Annotated in this window: 14 protein-coding genes; 11 read left to right on the top strand and 3 right to left on the bottom strand. The window is 54.4% G+C overall.

The window, feature by feature from the left end; genetic code table 11:
- Window positions 1-208 precede the first annotated feature (208 nt).
- From K3767_RS05545 to K3767_RS05515, 7 genes are all read left to right on the top strand, one after another.
- Window positions 209-3,190 carry a pilus assembly protein gene (locus K3767_RS05545; protein ID WP_221172575.1) on the top strand — a complete coding sequence of 994 codons (2,982 nt, stop codon included), beginning with the start codon at window positions 209-211 and terminating at the stop codon, window positions 3,188-3,190.
- Window positions 3,097-3,690, top strand: a complete 594-nt coding sequence (locus tag K3767_RS05540; RefSeq protein ID WP_255592306.1) for a prepilin-type N-terminal cleavage/methylation domain-containing protein — start codon at window positions 3,097-3,099, stop codon at window positions 3,688-3,690. The genes K3767_RS05545 and K3767_RS05540 overlap by 94 nt, the downstream gene beginning before the upstream one ends.
- Window positions 3,666-4,079 carry a prepilin-type N-terminal cleavage/methylation domain-containing protein gene (locus K3767_RS05535; protein WP_221172573.1) on the top strand — a complete coding sequence of 138 codons (414 nt, stop codon included), beginning with the start codon at window positions 3,666-3,668 and terminating at the stop codon, window positions 4,077-4,079. Before K3767_RS05540 ends, K3767_RS05535 begins: the two co-directional genes overlap by 25 nt.
- Window positions 4,063-4,947, top strand: coding sequence for a PilW family protein (locus K3767_RS05530; RefSeq protein WP_221172572.1), 885 nt, complete (start codon window positions 4,063-4,065; stop codon window positions 4,945-4,947). The genes K3767_RS05535 and K3767_RS05530 overlap by 17 nt, the downstream gene beginning before the upstream one ends.
- Window positions 4,944-5,366, top strand: coding sequence for a hypothetical protein (locus tag K3767_RS05525; RefSeq protein WP_221172571.1), 423 nt, complete (start codon window positions 4,944-4,946; stop codon window positions 5,364-5,366). Before K3767_RS05530 ends, K3767_RS05525 begins: the two co-directional genes overlap by 4 nt.
- On the top strand, window positions 5,353-6,696 hold the full coding sequence (locus K3767_RS05520; RefSeq protein WP_221172570.1) for a cobyrinate a,c-diamide synthase: 1,344 nt from the start codon (window positions 5,353-5,355) through the stop codon (window positions 6,694-6,696). The genes K3767_RS05525 and K3767_RS05520 overlap by 14 nt, the downstream gene beginning before the upstream one ends.
- 238 nt (window positions 6,697-6,934) lie before the next feature.
- Entirely contained in the window at window positions 6,935-9,628 is a 2,694-nt protein-coding gene (locus K3767_RS05515) for a ChaN family lipoprotein (protein ID WP_221172569.1), read from the top strand.
- Between the two features lie 92 nt (window positions 9,629-9,720).
- Here K3767_RS05515 and K3767_RS05510 read toward each other — a convergent pair whose 3' ends face one another.
- From K3767_RS05510 to hemB, 3 genes are all read right to left on the bottom strand, one after another.
- Window positions 9,721-10,071, bottom strand: a complete 351-nt coding sequence (locus K3767_RS05510; RefSeq protein ID WP_255592305.1) for an HU family DNA-binding protein — start codon at window positions 10,069-10,071, stop codon at window positions 9,721-9,723.
- Between the two features lie 81 nt (window positions 10,072-10,152).
- Window positions 10,153-10,572 carry a Fur family transcriptional regulator gene (locus K3767_RS05505; protein WP_255592304.1) on the bottom strand — a complete coding sequence of 140 codons (420 nt, stop codon included), beginning with the start codon at window positions 10,570-10,572 and terminating at the stop codon, window positions 10,153-10,155.
- Window positions 10,573-10,626: 54 nt separating this feature from the next.
- Window positions 10,627-11,604: a porphobilinogen synthase gene (hemB, locus tag K3767_RS05500; protein ID WP_221172567.1), complete on the bottom strand. Its 978-nt coding sequence runs from the start codon at window positions 11,602-11,604 to the stop codon at window positions 10,627-10,629.
- Between the two features lie 126 nt (window positions 11,605-11,730).
- On the opposite strand from hemB, the gene K3767_RS05495 reads away from it, so the two are divergent.
- The 4 genes from K3767_RS05495 to K3767_RS05480 all read left to right on the top strand — a co-directional run bounded on the left by K3767_RS05495 (window position 11,731) and on the right by K3767_RS05480 (window position 16,063).
- Entirely contained in the window at window positions 11,731-12,330 is a 600-nt protein-coding gene (locus tag K3767_RS05495; protein ID WP_221172566.1) for a type II secretion system protein, read from the top strand.
- 81 nt (window positions 12,331-12,411) lie between these two features.
- The gene (locus K3767_RS05490) at window positions 12,412-13,029 is read left to right on the top strand and encodes a hypothetical protein (RefSeq protein ID WP_221172565.1); all 618 of its coding nucleotides are present in this window, start codon (window positions 12,412-12,414) and stop codon (window positions 13,027-13,029) included.
- A gap of 18 nt (window positions 13,030-13,047) precedes the next feature.
- Window positions 13,048-14,115: a hypothetical protein gene (locus K3767_RS05485; protein ID WP_221172564.1), complete on the top strand. Its 1,068-nt coding sequence runs from the start codon at window positions 13,048-13,050 to the stop codon at window positions 14,113-14,115.
- A gap of 10 nt (window positions 14,116-14,125) precedes the next feature.
- Entirely contained in the window at window positions 14,126-16,063 is a 1,938-nt protein-coding gene (locus tag K3767_RS05480; RefSeq protein ID WP_221172563.1) for an aconitate hydratase, read from the top strand.
- Window positions 16,064-16,298 lie beyond the last annotated feature (235 nt).

Raw genomic sequence — 16,298 nt, 5'->3', positions numbered from 1 at the left:
TAACGGTCTTGATGATCCCAACTGTGATCCTGCCCTGAGCAGTTCCTGCAACGAAAACACCTGTACTCTAGAAACTTATTCAGGAGAGTTGGTAGAAGTCCCTACAAGCAGGATTAAAGGTGTCCTCCAGGAGATGGAGAAGCAGAGCCCCCGCCCTCGCTTTGGGGCCCTTTTTTACTCTACTCAGATCAGGGCAGAAAAGATTTATTTGGGAGATTATCCCTACACCGGTTTTGGCCAGCCCGGGAACGCCGACCCGGACCATCCTTATACCCACCTTATACGGTTCATAAATTACATATCTCCTGATGGAAGAACAAGTACAGGCCCGGCCATGTGGGAGGCCTACGATTACTTTAAACAACAGGACGACCATAACTATGCCAACGACTTCGACCTCGCCCCCGGAACCTACAAGGACCCGCAGTACTTTTGCGCGTACGACCACACTAATTGTACCGCGGTGCCCTGTGCCAAAAATTTCGTCATCCTGGCCTCCGATGGTCAGTGGAATACTCCATCCTGTAGTATAGATACGGGCTATGAAGACAATTCCGCGGATCCGGTGGTTCCGGCCTACCGCATGCACCATGATGTGCTCCGGACTTTGAACGGAGCCGACATCCGCGTCCAGCAGGTTTACGCCCTGGGACTCTTTTTAGGGGGTACCGGAGAACAGTCCCTCAAAAATGTAGCCATGTACGGATCCTTTGATCTGAATCACGGAGACTGGCCCGACGATCTTACAGGATATCCACAAGACACCTGTCGTATGGATGATTGTTGTAGTGAACCCAACTGTGGTAAAGGCAGCGCTTGTACTCCTCTGCCCTCTTCCTCTCCGGATTGGGATCAAAACGGGGACGGTCAGCCGGACACATTTCTCAAGGCCTCCACGGCCATCCAGATAAAGAACTATCTACTCCGTTTTCTACGCAGCATCCTCGCCAGGGCCTCGGCCGGCACTTCGGTGTCGGCTCAGACCCAGAAGCGTGAAGTGGGAGTAAACCTGATACAGGCCGTGTTCTATCCGAAGGTGCCGGAGAGTGATCTTACCTGGGCGGGGTTCGTGAATGTCTTTTGGCTATACGCCTTCGGCACGAACAGGAACATCCGAGAGGACACGGTGGAAAACAAAATTCTGGACCTGTGTTCTCCCACGGGAGAGCCCGGTGGAGACTACATCTTACATTTCGTCGTAGAAAATGCCACCGGAGAAACCACCATAAAGGCCTACGAAAGTGCCTGCAACGGCACCGAGGCCTCCCGCACCCCAAAAGAGACCTACCTCCATCTTAACACCCTCACCGGAGAGAACTCCCCCGTCAAGGTCTGGGAGGCCGGAAGGAAACTCTCCCAGACCCGGGCCGACGAGAGGAAGATCTACACCCCCGCCGCCTTGAATTCCCTCTTTCCCGAAACCCCGGTAGACCTTACTAATGCAACTTACGAACTGGTGGACCTATCCCAAAGGGATTATTCCCTTTTAGGAGACGAGGACAAAGACGGTTATGTTGACGAGAACGGGGAAAGTTTTCGAGGGGTGACTTTTTCAGAAAACGGTCTGGCGGTGGTGGACCTTATAGACTACATCTACGGAAAGGATCAGCCCGGCTGGAGAAACCGGACCTTTACGGTGGGCACCGAAAACAGGACCTGGAAACTGGGAGACATAGTATATTCCACCCCCCTCGTGGTGGACTATCCCGGTTATTCCGTGGTCTATGTGGGGGCCAACGACGGCCTGCTCCATGCCTTTAGACTGGGAAAGAAACGCTACGACGGCCTGGGGAAGGGACAGCTAGCCAGAATCTGCGACGATACGAATATTCTTTGTACGACGAATCGTCTGGGTGAAGAGCTCTGGGCCTTTGCTCCGAAAAACGCCCTTCCCTACCTGCGCTACCTTGCCGATCCGGGATACTGTCACCTTTACTATGTAGACCTGGAACCCTTCCTTTACCCGGTGGATCGAAATCGGGATGGGCGCCCGGAGAAACTGATCCTCATCGGAGGAATGCGCCTGGGAGGAGCGGTCGGGTGTGATAATGCCACTAATTGTGTTATCCCCCCGGAAGACACCTGTCCGAGCCCGGGCAGATATTCACCGGACTCTAATTCCTGTGTGGGGCTTTCCTCCTACTTCGCCCTGGATGTAACCGATCCTGAAGATCCCAAATTTCTGTGGGAATTCGCCGATCCGGATCTGGGCTTCACCCTCTCCGGTCCGGCCCTGATTTATTATCAAGGTACACCCTTTGTAATGTTCCTTTCCGGACCTACCAGCTACAACGGAAGTGCTGCTCTGCCGCCGAGGGCCTTCGTTTTGGAGCTGGATCCCGACAATTACACCGTGGCTTATACAGAAGATATTAATCCCAAACCCAAAATATACGAAATAGACTTAAACTCTCCACTGGGATTGAGTTCTTCGACCAAGGGCTTCGGAGGCCGCCTTTTTACCTCCGGCCTGGACTACAACGAGGACGGAAACACGGATCTCGTCCCCTTTGGACTGACCTACTGGGACAACTCCACCCAAAGCTGGAAGGGAATTGTTGCGGCGGCGGTGGTGAACTCGTCTAATTCATTAGAATGGACTTTTCAGGTTTACAAAACCGATATAGGTCCCGTAACTACACGGGTACTTGCGGGAAAGTGTAAAGGGGCACCGTGGATTTACTACGCTACAGGCCGTTGGTTTTATAAAGAGGATCCATCTGGCGAGGGAAGGGAAACTCTGGGAGGAATTAAACTGGATCCCACAAATAACTGGGCCGCCTCTACGGAATTAAATGGCGAGTGGTCCGTAACTCTGGATCTCGGAGAAACCGTGGGAGGAATCACCTACGGTAAGGAGCGTTCTATCACCGATCCCCTCTTCAAAGACAACATTTCCTTATTCGTCACCATGGAACCCACCGCGGATGTTTGCGGATTCGGAGGAAGGACCAGGGTGTTAGCCATGGAATGCGACAACGGCTCCTCCATCACCCGGGCCGTGGGCACACTCTTTCTGCAGCTCTCTCGGGGAAACATAGAGAAAATAGAAATCAAACCGGAGAACTTTCCCTTAAAAGGCGGAAGAGCCACCCGGTGGTTCGTGGGCACGCCTTCCCCTTCCCCGCCCCTTCTGGTTTCTCCCGGGGAGGGACTGCGGGGGCGGATAATCTATTGGTTCGAAAAGTGAAGCCGGTAAAGGGTTTGACCTTGATAGAACTTCTGGTGGTGATGGCTCTGCTGGTGGTTCTGGCCGGTTTCGGACTTTCGGGGATTCAGGGAGTGCTCCATCGCTGGTTCCTTAAACGGGATCTGGAAAGGATTTACGCCTCCTTAAAAGAGGCCCAGAGGCTGGCCTTCGTCCGCAAACGGGCCTGCGGGGTATGGTTCGGAGGAGAAACCTTCGATACCCTTGAAATACGCTGCGACGCCTCCTCCCCCTTGGACGAAGACATAGAGGATAGAGATGACCTCCGGATAAAGGTTATAAATCTACGAAATACTTTCCAGCACAGCCTCCGAAGTCGATATATTCTCTTTAAGCCCGAAGGATTCACCTCTAATCTCATGAGCATCTGCCCGGAGGATAACGGGACCCTGACGGTGCGAAACTGTATCAAAATAAACAGGGTAAGAATATCCTTTGGAACTTGGAGCGGCGGGCCGTGCAACGACGAAAACTGTCGCTAAAGGGGTACTCCCTGGTGGAGGTCATGGTGAGTCTCATGATTCTTCTCATCATAGCCGTGGGAATTCTCGAGGCCATGAGAATCTTCGTGAGCAGGGAACTGGAATCCGTCTTCCGCCGGGAGGCTGCACGCCTGGCCGCGGCCTGTCTGGAGGAACTGCGTCTGGGCGCTCCCTGTTTCGGTTTCACCGACTGCGGGGGCGGGACCTGCACGGGAAATTACACCTACCGAATAAAGAATCTCTCCAAGGACTTCCTCCTGACTTTTACCGATCCTTCCCTTATCGGAAACGGAACGGAAGTCTTCGTGAGAGTAGAATATTCTTTTCGGGGAGTTCAAAAAGAAATGGAAATGCGCACCTGGATAACCCCTTATGAGACGAAGGAATAAGACCCGGGGACTTTCCCTGGTGGAGCTTCTGGTAGCCCTGGTGATAGGGCTTCTGGCCCTGGGAGCCTTTCTTGAGGTCTATCAGATTCTTCTCAGGCAGTATGTCCGAAAAGTAACCGTTCTTGAGAGCGAGCTCTCCGAGGCGGTGAGTATCGAAATCCTCCGAAAAGATCTTTCTCTGACCGGTTTCGGAATTCCCGCAAACGAAACCAGTCCAATCCTTTCCTGGAACGACACCGAGATCACCCTTCTTTCCACCGCGGCCAATATTGATAGCCGCAGGGCCCTGAGCTGGGGCTACTGCTTCGATGGAACCCCTTACAACCTTGGAAAAGGTGACTTTACGGAAGCGGAATCCTGCATCACCCTGGACGATGAACTCTATCCTTTGAACTGTTCCTGTAATTGCGACGGATGTCCGGAAAAGACTTTCTACTTCGTATTCGCTTATAACGGTACCACCACGGTGCGTTATTTCCTGAAAGCCACAGATGTTCCGGACTATTGCGCAGAGGGTACCCGCGTTCTCGAAAGGGAGGAGGTGGGAGCGGCGGGAGGACCGTATCCGGTGCTCGATTGCGTGGCGGCCATGAGGGTTTATGTGGGCCTTGATCTTTCAGGAAACGGGACCCTTACCTGGCGTGAGACCTCCTCGGGCCTTTCCTCCGGGGAGATTCGCCGGGCCCGGCGGGTGATCGTATACCTCCTGGTTCAGGAGGGGAAGAGTCAGGCCGGGAGCGTGTCCGTTACCGAATTTCCGATAAGTTATCCGGTGAACGAAGTTCTGCGGGCTCCCTCCGATGGTTATCGCTGGAGGATTATTCGAGTGTACTCGCCCCTCGAAAACCTGGAAAGGAGAACCTTGTGAGAGGTAAACGCCGGGGATTCGTGTTGGTCTCCACCCTGATTTATACCCTGGCCGCCCTGGTCATGGTGTTGGGGGTAAGCCTTCTAATGTTCTACGGAGCCAGGTTTTCCGGCTCCTTAAAAAGATACAGCACCGCCCTTGAGGCAGCCAGAGGCGAAGCCCTGGTCTGCCTAGAGGAAATCCGAAAAGCCTGTGCGAGAGGAGATTGCCCTTCTCCCCCGGCGAATCCCTCTCACTCCGTCCCGGAAGACCTTGCCTCGGACTACTATCACCGGGGAACCTACGGGAACTACGATGCTTACTGTAAGATCATAGACCGGCGTTTCTTCATAGTCCGTTTTTACCATGTCGAGGTAGCGGCCTTCAAACCCGGAACACAGGACTACGCCTGGCTTGCGGTGGGCTATGAACTTAAGTAAGGTCCGTGGCTTTGTAATCGCCGCGCCCTGGAGCGGGGCGGGGAAGACGGTTGTCGCCTGCGGGCTCATCAGGGCTTTTCGGCGAAAGGGAATTACCGTGGCCCCCTTCAAGGTGGGGCCGGACTACATAGATCCCGCCTATCTCGAAAGAGCCGCAGGGAGGCCCTGCTACAACCTGGACGCCTGGTTCTGCCCGGGTGAGGCCCTGCGGAGGAGTATGTCCCGCGGGATGCGCGGGGCGGATCTTGCCGTGGTGGAGGGAGTCATGGGGCTCTTTGACGGGATCGGAGGGACCCCCCGGGCCTCCACCGCCGAGGTGGCCAGGATCCTGGAGCTTCCGGTGCTCATCGTGCTTCCGGCCAAAAGCCTCTCGGCCACCGCCGCGGCCCTCCTCAAGGGGCTTCTGGAATACGATCCCGAACTCACCTTCCTGGGCGTCATCCTTAACGGCGTGGGAAGCGCCAGACACGAAAGGATCCTCCGCCGGGCCGTCTCCGGGCTGGATCTCCCGGTGCTGGGGGCCATTCCCCGGGAGGAAATCCTGGCCCTTCCCTCCCGGCACCTGGGGCTGGTACAGGCCGAGGAAATGGACCTGGAGGAAAGACTCGAGCAATGGGGGGAGACCCTCATCCGAAGGGTGGACCTGGACTTCGTCCTGTATCGGGCCTGCGAAAAACCCCTTGCCCTGCCCCACCCCTCCTCCCCGCTCACCCCTGCGGTCATCCCGGGAAAAAAAGTGGCCGTGGCCCGGGATCGGGCCTTTTCCTTCTATTACCGGGAAAACCTGGATCTTCTCGAGGAGGCCGGGGCGAAGATCCTCTTCTTTTCCCCTCTGAGGGACCCCTTTCCCGAGGAGGCGGAGGCCCTATATCTGGGAGGGGGATATCCGGAACTATTTGCGGAGGAGCTCTCCCGGAGGACGGATCTCAGGAATACCCTTCTACGCAGAATAAAGGAGGGGCTTCCGGTGCTCGCCGAATGCGGGGGCTTCATGTTTCTTCTGGAGGGTATAGAAACCGGGGGAACCTTTTATCCCATGATGGGTATCCTTCCCGGAGTGGCGCGCATGGAAAGGAGATTGCGCTCTCTGGGGTACCGGGAGGTGCGTTTTCTCCGGGACAGTTTCTTATTTCCCAAAGGCTCGCTCGCCAGGGGCCACGAATTCCGGTATAGTATGGTCCTCAAAGGCGAACTCTCCGGCTTAGAGGTGAGAGATGCGGAAGGACGCACGGTGGAAACCTTCGGGGTGGTCCGGGAAAATCTCGTGGCCTCTTACATCCATTTTCACTTCGGTTTTTTGCCGGAAGTGGTGGCTAACTTTCTCGTTTAGTCTATTTGTACTCCTCCTCTTAAGTTCTACCGGACTTTCATCTTCCCGGCTCCCCAGGGTTAAAGTATGGGTCAGGGTCAATCCGGAAAGACATACTCTGAGCGGGAGGTGTCTGATTGAACTCCCTCGAAATCGGGTAAACAGGATCCTGGTAAAGAATCTCTACCTGGGCAGGGTGCTTCTGGGTGGACGGCCCATCCGGCCGGAAGTGGAAGAAGGTCAGTTACGGATCCTAACCGTGGGTAAGACGGAAAAACTGGAGATCCTTTTCAGGGGAATTTTTCCCCCGGCCGAATGGAAGGAAAGAGGGGGCTTCCTGGGAATACGGGAAGGACTCCTGTTCGGAACATGGTTCCCTTCCCCTGAGGGATTGGCCTATTACACCCTTACCGTGGAACTTCCCGCCGGTCTAAAGGCCATCTCCTCGGCCGAACGGCTGGCAATCAAGACCCTAAAACGCCGCAGGATTTATACTTTTATCCTGAACCATCCCGCCCCCCCTCCTCCTCTGGTTTACGGAAAATACGAATATTATTATCGCACCCGGGGATCTCTTACCGTAGCCCTTTATCTGAAAAAACCGGATCCGGAGCTTGCCGAAAATTACCTGAAACGCTCTCTTGCCTACATTGAGGAGTACAAAAACCTGCTGGGGGCTTTCCCCTATCGACGTCTTTCTATTGTGGAAATAAGTAAAGAGTTAGGGGAAGCTTATCCCACGCTGATATTTTTCGGTGAAAGGGTCCTTCGACTTCCCTTTATTCCGGAAACCTCCCTACCTCATGAAATTCTGCATCAGTGGTTCGGATGTGGAGTTTATCCCCGAAAGGCCAACTGGTCAGAAGGTCTGGTAACCTATCTCGGGGACTGGAGACAGGCGGAAAAAAGGGGAAAGGGGGTGAGATACCGAAAGGATCTCCTCATCGCTCACGAGACCTGGTGCGGGAATGAGGACCTCTTTCCTCTCTCCCGTTTTATACGGAGAACGAATCGCTGCGCTCAAGCTATAGGATACGGAAAGGGAGCGTTCCTTTTCTACATGCTTGAACAAAAGCTGGGAAGGCGGGTCTTTCAGGAAAGTCTGAGGGAATTTGTGAACCGTTTTCTTTTTAAAGAAGCGGACTGGGACGACCTGGAAAGGACCTTTTCGGCCCGAGCGGGACATGACCTCTCCCCTTTTTTTCAGGAGTGGGTCGAAAGGAAGGGAGAACCCGTTCTGCATCTAGCCAAACGGTATCTATTCAGGGACGAAAAGGGAAAATATCGTTTGGGATTAACCCTTTACCAGGATCCTCCCTTTTACAGACTCCGGGTTCCCATCGTTATCAAGGGATCCGGAAAAGACATTCATACACAAATAGAAATTTCGGGGATCCGGAAGGATTTTGAATTATCTCTGAATTTTTCTCCGGAAGAGGTACTTCTTGATCCGGAATATACCATCTGGCGCAAACTGGAAGATTCGGAAATCCCGCCCACTCTGGGATTAATCCTGTCCTCCGGGGGAAAGGTGGTTATTTCCAGAGAAAAATGGCCTGTTTATCGTCCGTTGGTTCATTATTTCCAGCACCTGGGCTACAGGGTGACCTGGAAAACATTCACGGAAAGCGAATTAAGCAACGAAAATGTTATTTTTATGGGACAAAAGCCCGGGGTTCTAAATTTCCTTTTTGAGAATAACCGTGAACTAAAGCCGGGATTTTATCTCGAAGTCAGCAAAAGTCCTTACTATCCCGGAAAGGCCCTCCTTTTCGTCCGGGCTACGGAGGCGGAAGAAATAAAGCGGGTCCTACCCCGCCTTGAGCACCTATGGCGTTACAAACGTCTCCTTTTTCGCCAGGGAAGGTTGCTTGAAAAGGTTCGTTCCGAAGGAGAGAACGGTATCAGGCTTCCGCTTTCCACCGAAACCACCGGGCTCCCCCTCAAGGATCTTTTACCGCTTCAGGAAATAATCAGGAGGATCGGTCTATATAGGGTTATTCTTATCGGAGAAGAACATGATCGGTACGAGCATCATCTGACGCAGTTGGAGATCATCCGAACTCTGTACCGGGAGGGACATCGCCTGGCCATCGGGCTCGAAATGTTTCAGCAACCCTTTCAAAAATATCTGGATCTCTTTATTGCAGGATCCATTAATGAAAAGGAGTTTTTAAAAAAGACCGAATACTTCAAGAGATGGCGCTTTGACTGGAAGCTTTATCGTCCCATAGTTCTCTTTGCTCGCCGGAACGGGATACCCCTGGTAGCCCTTAATGTCCCCTCGGAATTGACCAAAAAAGTAGCCCAATCCGGGCTTGAAGGCCTCAGTCTTGAGGAGAAGGCCTCCCTTCCGGAAATGAAACTGGATAATCCCTCATATCGAGCCTATCTTTTTAAGATTTATCAAAAACATCGAGAATTTATCAAGAGATTCCCCAAATTCGAATATTTTTATGAAGCCCAGATCCTGTGGGACGAAGGTATGGCCGAGGCGGCCTATCGCTGGCTCCAGGCACATCCGGATTATCAGTTGGTCATTCTGGCCGGAAAAGGGCATATTATGTACGGATTCGGTATTCCCTCCAGATTGAAGAGACGAGGAATTCGTTCCCTGGTTACCCTGGTTCTGGGAGGGAACGAAAGAATTTCGTCCGGATTTGCTGACTTTATTCTTTATCCGGAACCGGCGAAAAGGCCCTTTACCGCTCGCCTGGGGGTCTGGATCAAAAAGGAAAAAACAGGGGTTAAGATTGTGCAGGTGGAAGAAAAATCCCCGGCTGCTAAAGCCGGTCTTAAAAAAGGAGACATTATACTCCGGGCCGACGGAGAGGCTATCTCCGGTGTAGAGGATTTGCGCCTGATATTGACCTTCAAGGATAAAGGGGATTCAGTAAAGATTACCTACTTACGGGGAGAAAAAGAATATACTACAACTGTCCGCTTCCAGTAAAGGACCTACTTCCAGCCAGGAAAAGATAAAAAGGGAGGGGATTTTTCCCCTCCCGTATTTAGAAAAAAAAATCGAAGGTTATTTCATGTTGATTATTTCTTTTTTTTACTCACCGCCGCTTCAAGGGCACTTCCGGGCTTAAACTTTACCACCTTGCGGGCCGGAATCTTTATCTCCTCACCGGTCCGGGGATTGCGCCCCTTTCGAGCCGCCCGTTCGGCCACCATGAAGGTACCAAACCCCACCAGGGTGACCTTATCGTTCTTCTGCAGGGCCTCCGTTACGGCTTCAATAAATGCATTCAAAGCCTTCTCCACGGATGCCTTGGTCATTCCCGAGATATCAGCCATTCTAGAAACCAATTCCGCCTTATTCATACCGCCCTCCTTATAATTTGAGATTGCCTTAGGTTCCGTTTTAGATGAATGGAAATGATAAGTCAAGAGGGTCGTTAAAGGAAAAATCTTGCCGTATCACCTTTCGGTTTCGGTAAGAAGAAATAAAAATGAAATATTTCGGATAAGTCAGGAACATTTATCGCATTTGCCGAGAAATAAAACTCTTAAACCATAAATTTCCAGTTTTTTGGAATATTGCTCCGGTATGTCGGCCCTCACCTCCCCATAGATATCAATAATTCGCCCACAAGAAAGACAATAGAAGTGGTGATGAGGTTCGGTATTGGGATCAAAGCGTTTTTTCCCACCCTCCACATGAAGTTCCATAACCAGGCCCTTTTCCTTAAGGGCCTCCAGAGTATTGTAAACCGTGGCAAAAGACATGCTCGGAAACTGCTGACTTACATGACGGTATATATCTTCGGCGGTGGGATGGGAGGTATTGCCCTCGAGATACTCCAGAATGGCCAGCCTCTGAGGGGTGATCTTTAATCCAAGGTTTCGGTAAAAATTGATTCTATCTTTGGATAACATTTTATTCCTCATCTTAAAATTTTTATAAAAAAATAATCTCTCCAGATATCTTGTCAACACAAGAGACTAAGATGTACCGAATTTCCGGGCCACCTCCTTGGCGAAGTAGGTAATGATGAGGTCCGCCCCGGCACGACGGATGGAAAGGAGGCTTTCCATCATAACCCTATCCTCATCGAGCCAGCCGAGTTTGGCCGCGGCCTTGATCATGGCGTACTCCCCGCTCACCTGGTAGGCCGCGATGGGATGATTGAATTCCTCCCGCAGGGCCCGGATGATGTCAAGATAGGGCAGGGCCGGTTTGACCATGATGATGTCCGCACCCTCCTCTATGTCCATGGCCGCCTCCCGCAGGGCCTCGCGAGCGTTGGCCGGATCCATCTGGTAGCTGCGCCGGTCGCCGAACTGCGGGGCCGAATCCGCGGCCTCCCGAAAAGGGCCGTAAAAACTCGAGCAGTACTTCACCGCGTAGGAAAGGATGGCCACATTCGGGAATCCGGCCTCGTCGAGGGCCTCCCGTATCCGGCCCACCCGGCCGTCCATCATGTCCGAGGGGGCCACGATGTCGGCCCCGGCCCGGGCGTGCGAGACCGCCGTGCGGGCGAGCTGCTCGAGGGTGGCGTCGTTGTCCACCTCCCCGTTCCGAATGATCCCGCAGTGACCGTGACTGGTGTACTCGCAAAGACAGACATCCGTGACCACGACGAGATCAGGAACGGCCTTTTTTATGGCCTCGATGGCCCGCTGAACGATGCCGCGCCTGGCGTAGGCCTCGGAACCGATCTCGTCCTTCTTTTCCGGGATCCCGAAAAGGATCACCGCCGGCACCCCCAGCTCGTAAACCTCCCGGGCTTCCCTTACGGCCTCGTCCACCGAAAGTCGATAGACCCCCGGCATGGAAGACACCTCCTGCCGGACCCCCTTTCCGGGACAGATGAAGAGGGGATAGATCAGGTGCTTAACGGAAAGCTCGGTCTCCCTCACCATGGCCCGCAGGGCCTCGGTGCGCCTTAACCTCCGGGGACGATACTCCGGAAAGAACATGGCCTCCTCCTTTTCGAAGACAGAAATTTTTGTCTTAATTTTTATCAGAAAAATCGAACTTGACAAAGACCTGCGTTGAAATATAGAATGATTTTGAATACAAAAAGTCTAAAATGGGAGGCTATTATGAAAATAAATAACAGAAGTGCACAGGGCTTTACCCTTGTAGAGTTGGCCATAGTGCTGGTGATCATCGGTATTCTTCTGGGTGCGATATTAAAAGGTCAGGAATTAATTAACAGTGCAAAACGCACCAGGCTCTATAGTCAATATCGAGAAATAATGGCCGCAGTCTATACATATTACGATAAATATAATGCATGGCCCGGTGACGATCCCCAGGCTCAAACTCATCTCGGTACTACTTCCACAGTAAACGGAAATGGTAATGGTTTAATTAATGGAGGGTTTATCTCTACCTGTACGGATAGCAATACTCAAGAAAGTTGCGTAATCTGGGAGCATTTAAGACTGGCTAACATAATTGCAGGAAGCGGTCGGGTTAACCCGCGTAATGTTTTCGGTGGAGCTATCCGTATCGCTTATGGAATTATTAACGGTGTAGCGGCAAACTGGATCTCCTTTGATAATATACCCGAAGATGTGGCCTTACAGATAGATGTCAAATACGATGACGGCAATAACACTAAAGGCTCTATCCAGGCTCTCGGATGTGATTATGATTTAACCACTCCCGATATATGTGATTTGTATTTCCGTTTATAGCAAGTTTTTTTAGTCTCTCGAAAAAATAAAGTACACTTGCCGGGAGAGTAGAGAGCACATTAATAATGGGGGGGAGTACTGGTGTTTGTGCCGGTTCCGGAGAAGGAGCTTCCCGGGGGGCTTCGGCCCCTGGTTCTTGAGGTCTCGGCCCGGAGCGAGACCCCGCTTTTCAAACTCTTCGAGCGTCTTCCCCGGGATCTTTCCGCCGACCGTCTTGATCGGCGGCGATTCCTGATCTCCGGCCCGGTGGAGGCCCTCCGCACCCTCATCCGCGAAAACCTGGACCTCAAGTTTGCGAAGGGTCTCCTTCTTTACCTCCTCCGGTGGGAGCCCTCGCTGGTGGCCGATCTCAAGCCCCGGCACGGGCTCATCCCCCCACAGGATCTCTCCTTTACACTCCTTTCCCGGGAGGAGGTGAGGAACCTCTCCGCAGCCCTAAAGGCCCGGCACCTCTACTTCGGAGTACGCTACCGGGGGCCGGAATCCCTGGCCGTGGAGGTCCTTAAGAGTCGGCTTCCCGCCGAGGTTCGGGGAACTCCGGGGGAGGAGCGGGAAATCTTCCTCTGCGCAAGCCTTGCCGACCTTCTGGTTCATCTGGTAAAACCGTTGAGGGAGGTTTCGCCCCTCAGGGAGGAAGCCGAGGCCCTTCTGGAGAACCTGAAAAAAGAGGTCCCTGAATGTCTGGGGGAAACGGTCTAGTTTTAGGGAGGCTCTAAAGTGCAAAGGGCACGACTTTTTCGGCTTCTTGAGAATCTGGACCCCGGACTGCGGGAAGTCTTTTTCGCCCTTCTGGAGGAAATTGATCAGCAGAGGGCCGGTATGCTCTCCAGGGAAGACCTGCGGGAGGTGAAGGCGGAGCTTCAACGGCTCTCCGAGACCCAGGAGAAGACCTGGGAAGCCATCAGGGAACTGGCCGAGGCACAGAAGCGCACCGAGGAAAGGGTAAACGAGCTCGCCGAGGCCCAGAAACGCACTGAAGAGGAGCTGAGGGAGTTCAGGAAAAGGACGGAGGAGGAATTCAAGCGGGTCTGGAAGGCCATCGAGGAACTCGCCGAGGCTCAGAAGCGTACCGAGGAGAAGGTAAACGAACTGGCCGAGGCCCAGAAGCGCACCGAGGAAAGGGTAAACGAACTGGCCGAGGCCCAGAAACGCACCGAGGAGAAGGTAAACGAACTGGCCGAGGCCCAGAAACGCACCGAGGAGAAGGTAAACGAACTGGCCGAGGCCCAGAAACGCACCGAGGAGGAAATAAGAAAACTCGTCGAAAGACAGAATCGACTCGAGGAACGGGTGAACCATCTGGATAAGGTGGTGAAGGAACTCGCCGAGGCCCAGAAGCGCACCGAGGAGGAACTGCGCAAACTGACTCGGGAACACCGTAAGACCCGGGAGATGCTGGGGGCCCTTCAGCACAGCGTGGGTTACATGCTCGAGGATCGGGCCTACACCCACCTTCCGCGTCTTCTGGAGGAGGAGTTCGGGATCCGGCTGATCGAACCCCTCCGTCGAAGGTACATAGAGGTGGCTCCCCGGCGCTACGAGGAGGTGAACCTCATAGGAAAGGGCCTTAAGGAGGGACGGGAGGTGTGGATCCTGGGGGAATGCAAGTCGCAACTTCGCAAGCGGGATGTGGATTCCTTCCTGGCCCTGGTGAAGCGTCTGGAGAGTTTCTTTCCCGGGGAGAAATTCCTTCTGCTGGTAACCTACCAGACCCCTCCTCCGGTGGAAGACTATGTGAAGGAAAAGGGGCTCGTCCTTTACTATTCTTACCGGTTTCCCCTTTAGGAGGTCGCCTATGGGACTCACCGTGGCGGAAAAGATCATCGAGCGGCATCTGGTTAAGGGAAGTCTCAGGCGGGGTGAACCCATTGCCATCCGCATCGATCAGACCCTGACCCAGGACGCCACCGGCACCATGGCCTATCTCGAGTTTGAGGCCATTGGGATCGATCGGGTGCGGACCGAACTTTCGGTCTCCTATGTGGATCACAACCTGCTTCAGACCGACTTTCGCAACGCCGACGACCACCGGTTTCTCCAGACCGTGGCCGCCCGCTACGGGATCTGGTTTTCGCGGCCGGGAAACGGGATCTGCCATCAGGTCCATCTGGAACGCTTTGCCCGTCCGGGAAAGACCCTTCTCGGCTCCGACAGCCACACCCCCACCGCCGGCGGTTGCGGCATGATCGCCATCGGGGCCGGGGGCCTGGATGTGGCCATGGCCATGGCCGGGGAGCCCTTCCACCTGATCATGCCCCGGATCGTGGGGGTCCATCTTACCGGAAAACTTCCGCCCTGGGTCTCGGCCCGGGATGTGGCCCTCTGGCTCTTAGGGAAACTCACGGTAAAGGGAGGCCTGGGCAAGATACTGGAATATTTCGGTCCGGGGGTCAAGGAACTTTCCGTTCCGGATCGGGCCACCATCGCCAATCTGGGCACGGAAATGGGGGCCACCACCAGCGTCTTTCCCTCGGACGAGGTCACCCGGGCCTGGCTCCGCGCTCAGGGAAGGGAGGAAGACTTCGAGGAGATCCTCCCGGACGAAGACGCCCGTTACGACGAGGTGATCGAGCTCGACCTTTCCACGCTCGAGCCCCTTGCGGCCTGTCCCTCCTCACCGGACAATGTAAAGCCCGTGGCCGAGATAGCCGGACGCCCCGTGGCCCAGGTCATCATCGGCTCCTGCGCCAACTCCTCCCTGAGGGACCTTCTGGTGGTGGCGGAGGTGCTCGGGCGCTATCCCGTCCACCGGGACACCTGCCTTGAGATCAATCCCGGTTCCCTCCAGGTGGTGGAAAACCTCGAGGCCCTTTCGGCATTCCGCAAGCTGGTCCACGGCGGGGCCCGGATCCACCAGAGCGGGTGCCTGGGCTGCATCGGCATGGGCCAGGCCCCGCCCACGGAGGCGGTGTCGCTACGGACCTTCACCCGCAACTTCCCCGGCCGCTCCGGCACCCGTCCGGACTATGTCTACCTGGTCTCCCCCGAGACCGCGGTGGCCTCGGCGGTGCGCGGGGTGATCACCGATCCCCGCGAGCTGGGGGATTATCCGGAGATCAGGCTTCCCGAAAGATTCATCCTGAACGACACCCTTCTCGTGCCGCCGCTTCCCGATGATGAGGCCCGGAGGGTGGAGATCATCCGGGGGCCCAACATCGTGCCCCTTCCGAAGTTTGACCCCCTGCCGGAGGACCTGGAGGGGGAGATCCTCATCAAGGTGGGCGACAACATCACCACCGATCACATCATGCCGGCCGGGGCCAAAATCCTTCCCCTGCGAAGCAACCTCCCGGCCATAAGTGAACATGTGTTTTCGGCCCTGGATCCGGAATTTTCGAAAAAGGCCCTGGCCCTCAAGGAGAAAGGCCGGGCGGTGGTGGTGCTGGGCGGGGAGAATTACGGCCAGGGGTCCTCGCGGGAGCACGCGGCCCTGGCTCCGCGTTACCTGGGAGTGCGGCTCAAGATCGCCAAGAGTTTTGCCCGCATCCACAAGGCCAACCTCATAAACTTCGGGATCCTTCCGGTGGTGCTGGAGGATCCCGCGGACTACGATAGACTTTCGGTCGGTGATCGCATCCGCGTCCCCGGGATAAGGAAGGCCCTCTCCGAGGGGGCCGAGAGTATACATATCGAGGTCCCCGGAAAGGGTGAGATCCAGGTCCGGCTTGAGCTCACGACCCGCGACCGGGAGATCATCCTTGCCGGCTGTCTCCTTAATGTGGTGAAACCGTGAACCGCGAACGCCGACGGGAACTGGGAAAGACTTTGATGGATATGGGAAAGTACTTTCTCACGGGAGGGTTCGTGGGGGCTATCCTCTCGTCAAGATTGGGCCCAGGAAGTGCCCTCCTTTTCGTGATCGCAGGAACGATTATAATAACCCTGGGTTATTTCATAATTCCCCCGGAGGACTAAGAGTGGAAGGAGCTTACATCATTTTAATAGGCACCACTATTTTTGCCTTCATT

Origin of the sequence: Thermosulfurimonas sp. F29, from assembly GCF_019688735.1 — a bacterium.
Classification (GTDB): Bacteria; Desulfobacterota; Thermodesulfobacteria; order Thermodesulfobacteriales; family Thermodesulfobacteriaceae; genus Thermosulfurimonas_A.
The sequence above is the reverse complement of the archived record's forward strand: the minus strand, read 5'-3'. Positions and strand labels throughout refer to the sequence as shown.

What these genes read in the sequence shown, in the direction of transcription:
- K3767_RS05530 (WP_221172572.1), top strand. Translation starts at nt 4,063, where the DNA reads ATGAGACGAAGGAATAAGACCCGGGGACTTTCCCTGGTGGAGCTTCTG.
- hemB (WP_221172567.1), bottom strand. Translation starts at nt 11,604, where the DNA reads ATGTTCTTTCCGGAGTATCGTCCCCGGAGGTTAAGGCGCACCGAGGCC.
- K3767_RS05480 (WP_221172563.1), top strand. Translation starts at nt 14,126, where the DNA reads ATGGGACTCACCGTGGCGGAAAAGATCATCGAGCGGCATCTGGTTAAG.
- K3767_RS05495 (WP_221172566.1), top strand. Translation starts at nt 11,731, where the DNA reads ATGAAAATAAATAACAGAAGTGCACAGGGCTTTACCCTTGTAGAGTTG.
- K3767_RS05505 (WP_255592304.1), bottom strand. Translation starts at nt 10,572, where the DNA reads ATGAGGAATAAAATGTTATCCAAAGATAGAATCAATTTTTACCGAAAC.
- K3767_RS05520 (WP_221172570.1), top strand. Translation starts at nt 5,353, where the DNA reads ATGAACTTAAGTAAGGTCCGTGGCTTTGTAATCGCCGCGCCCTGGAGC.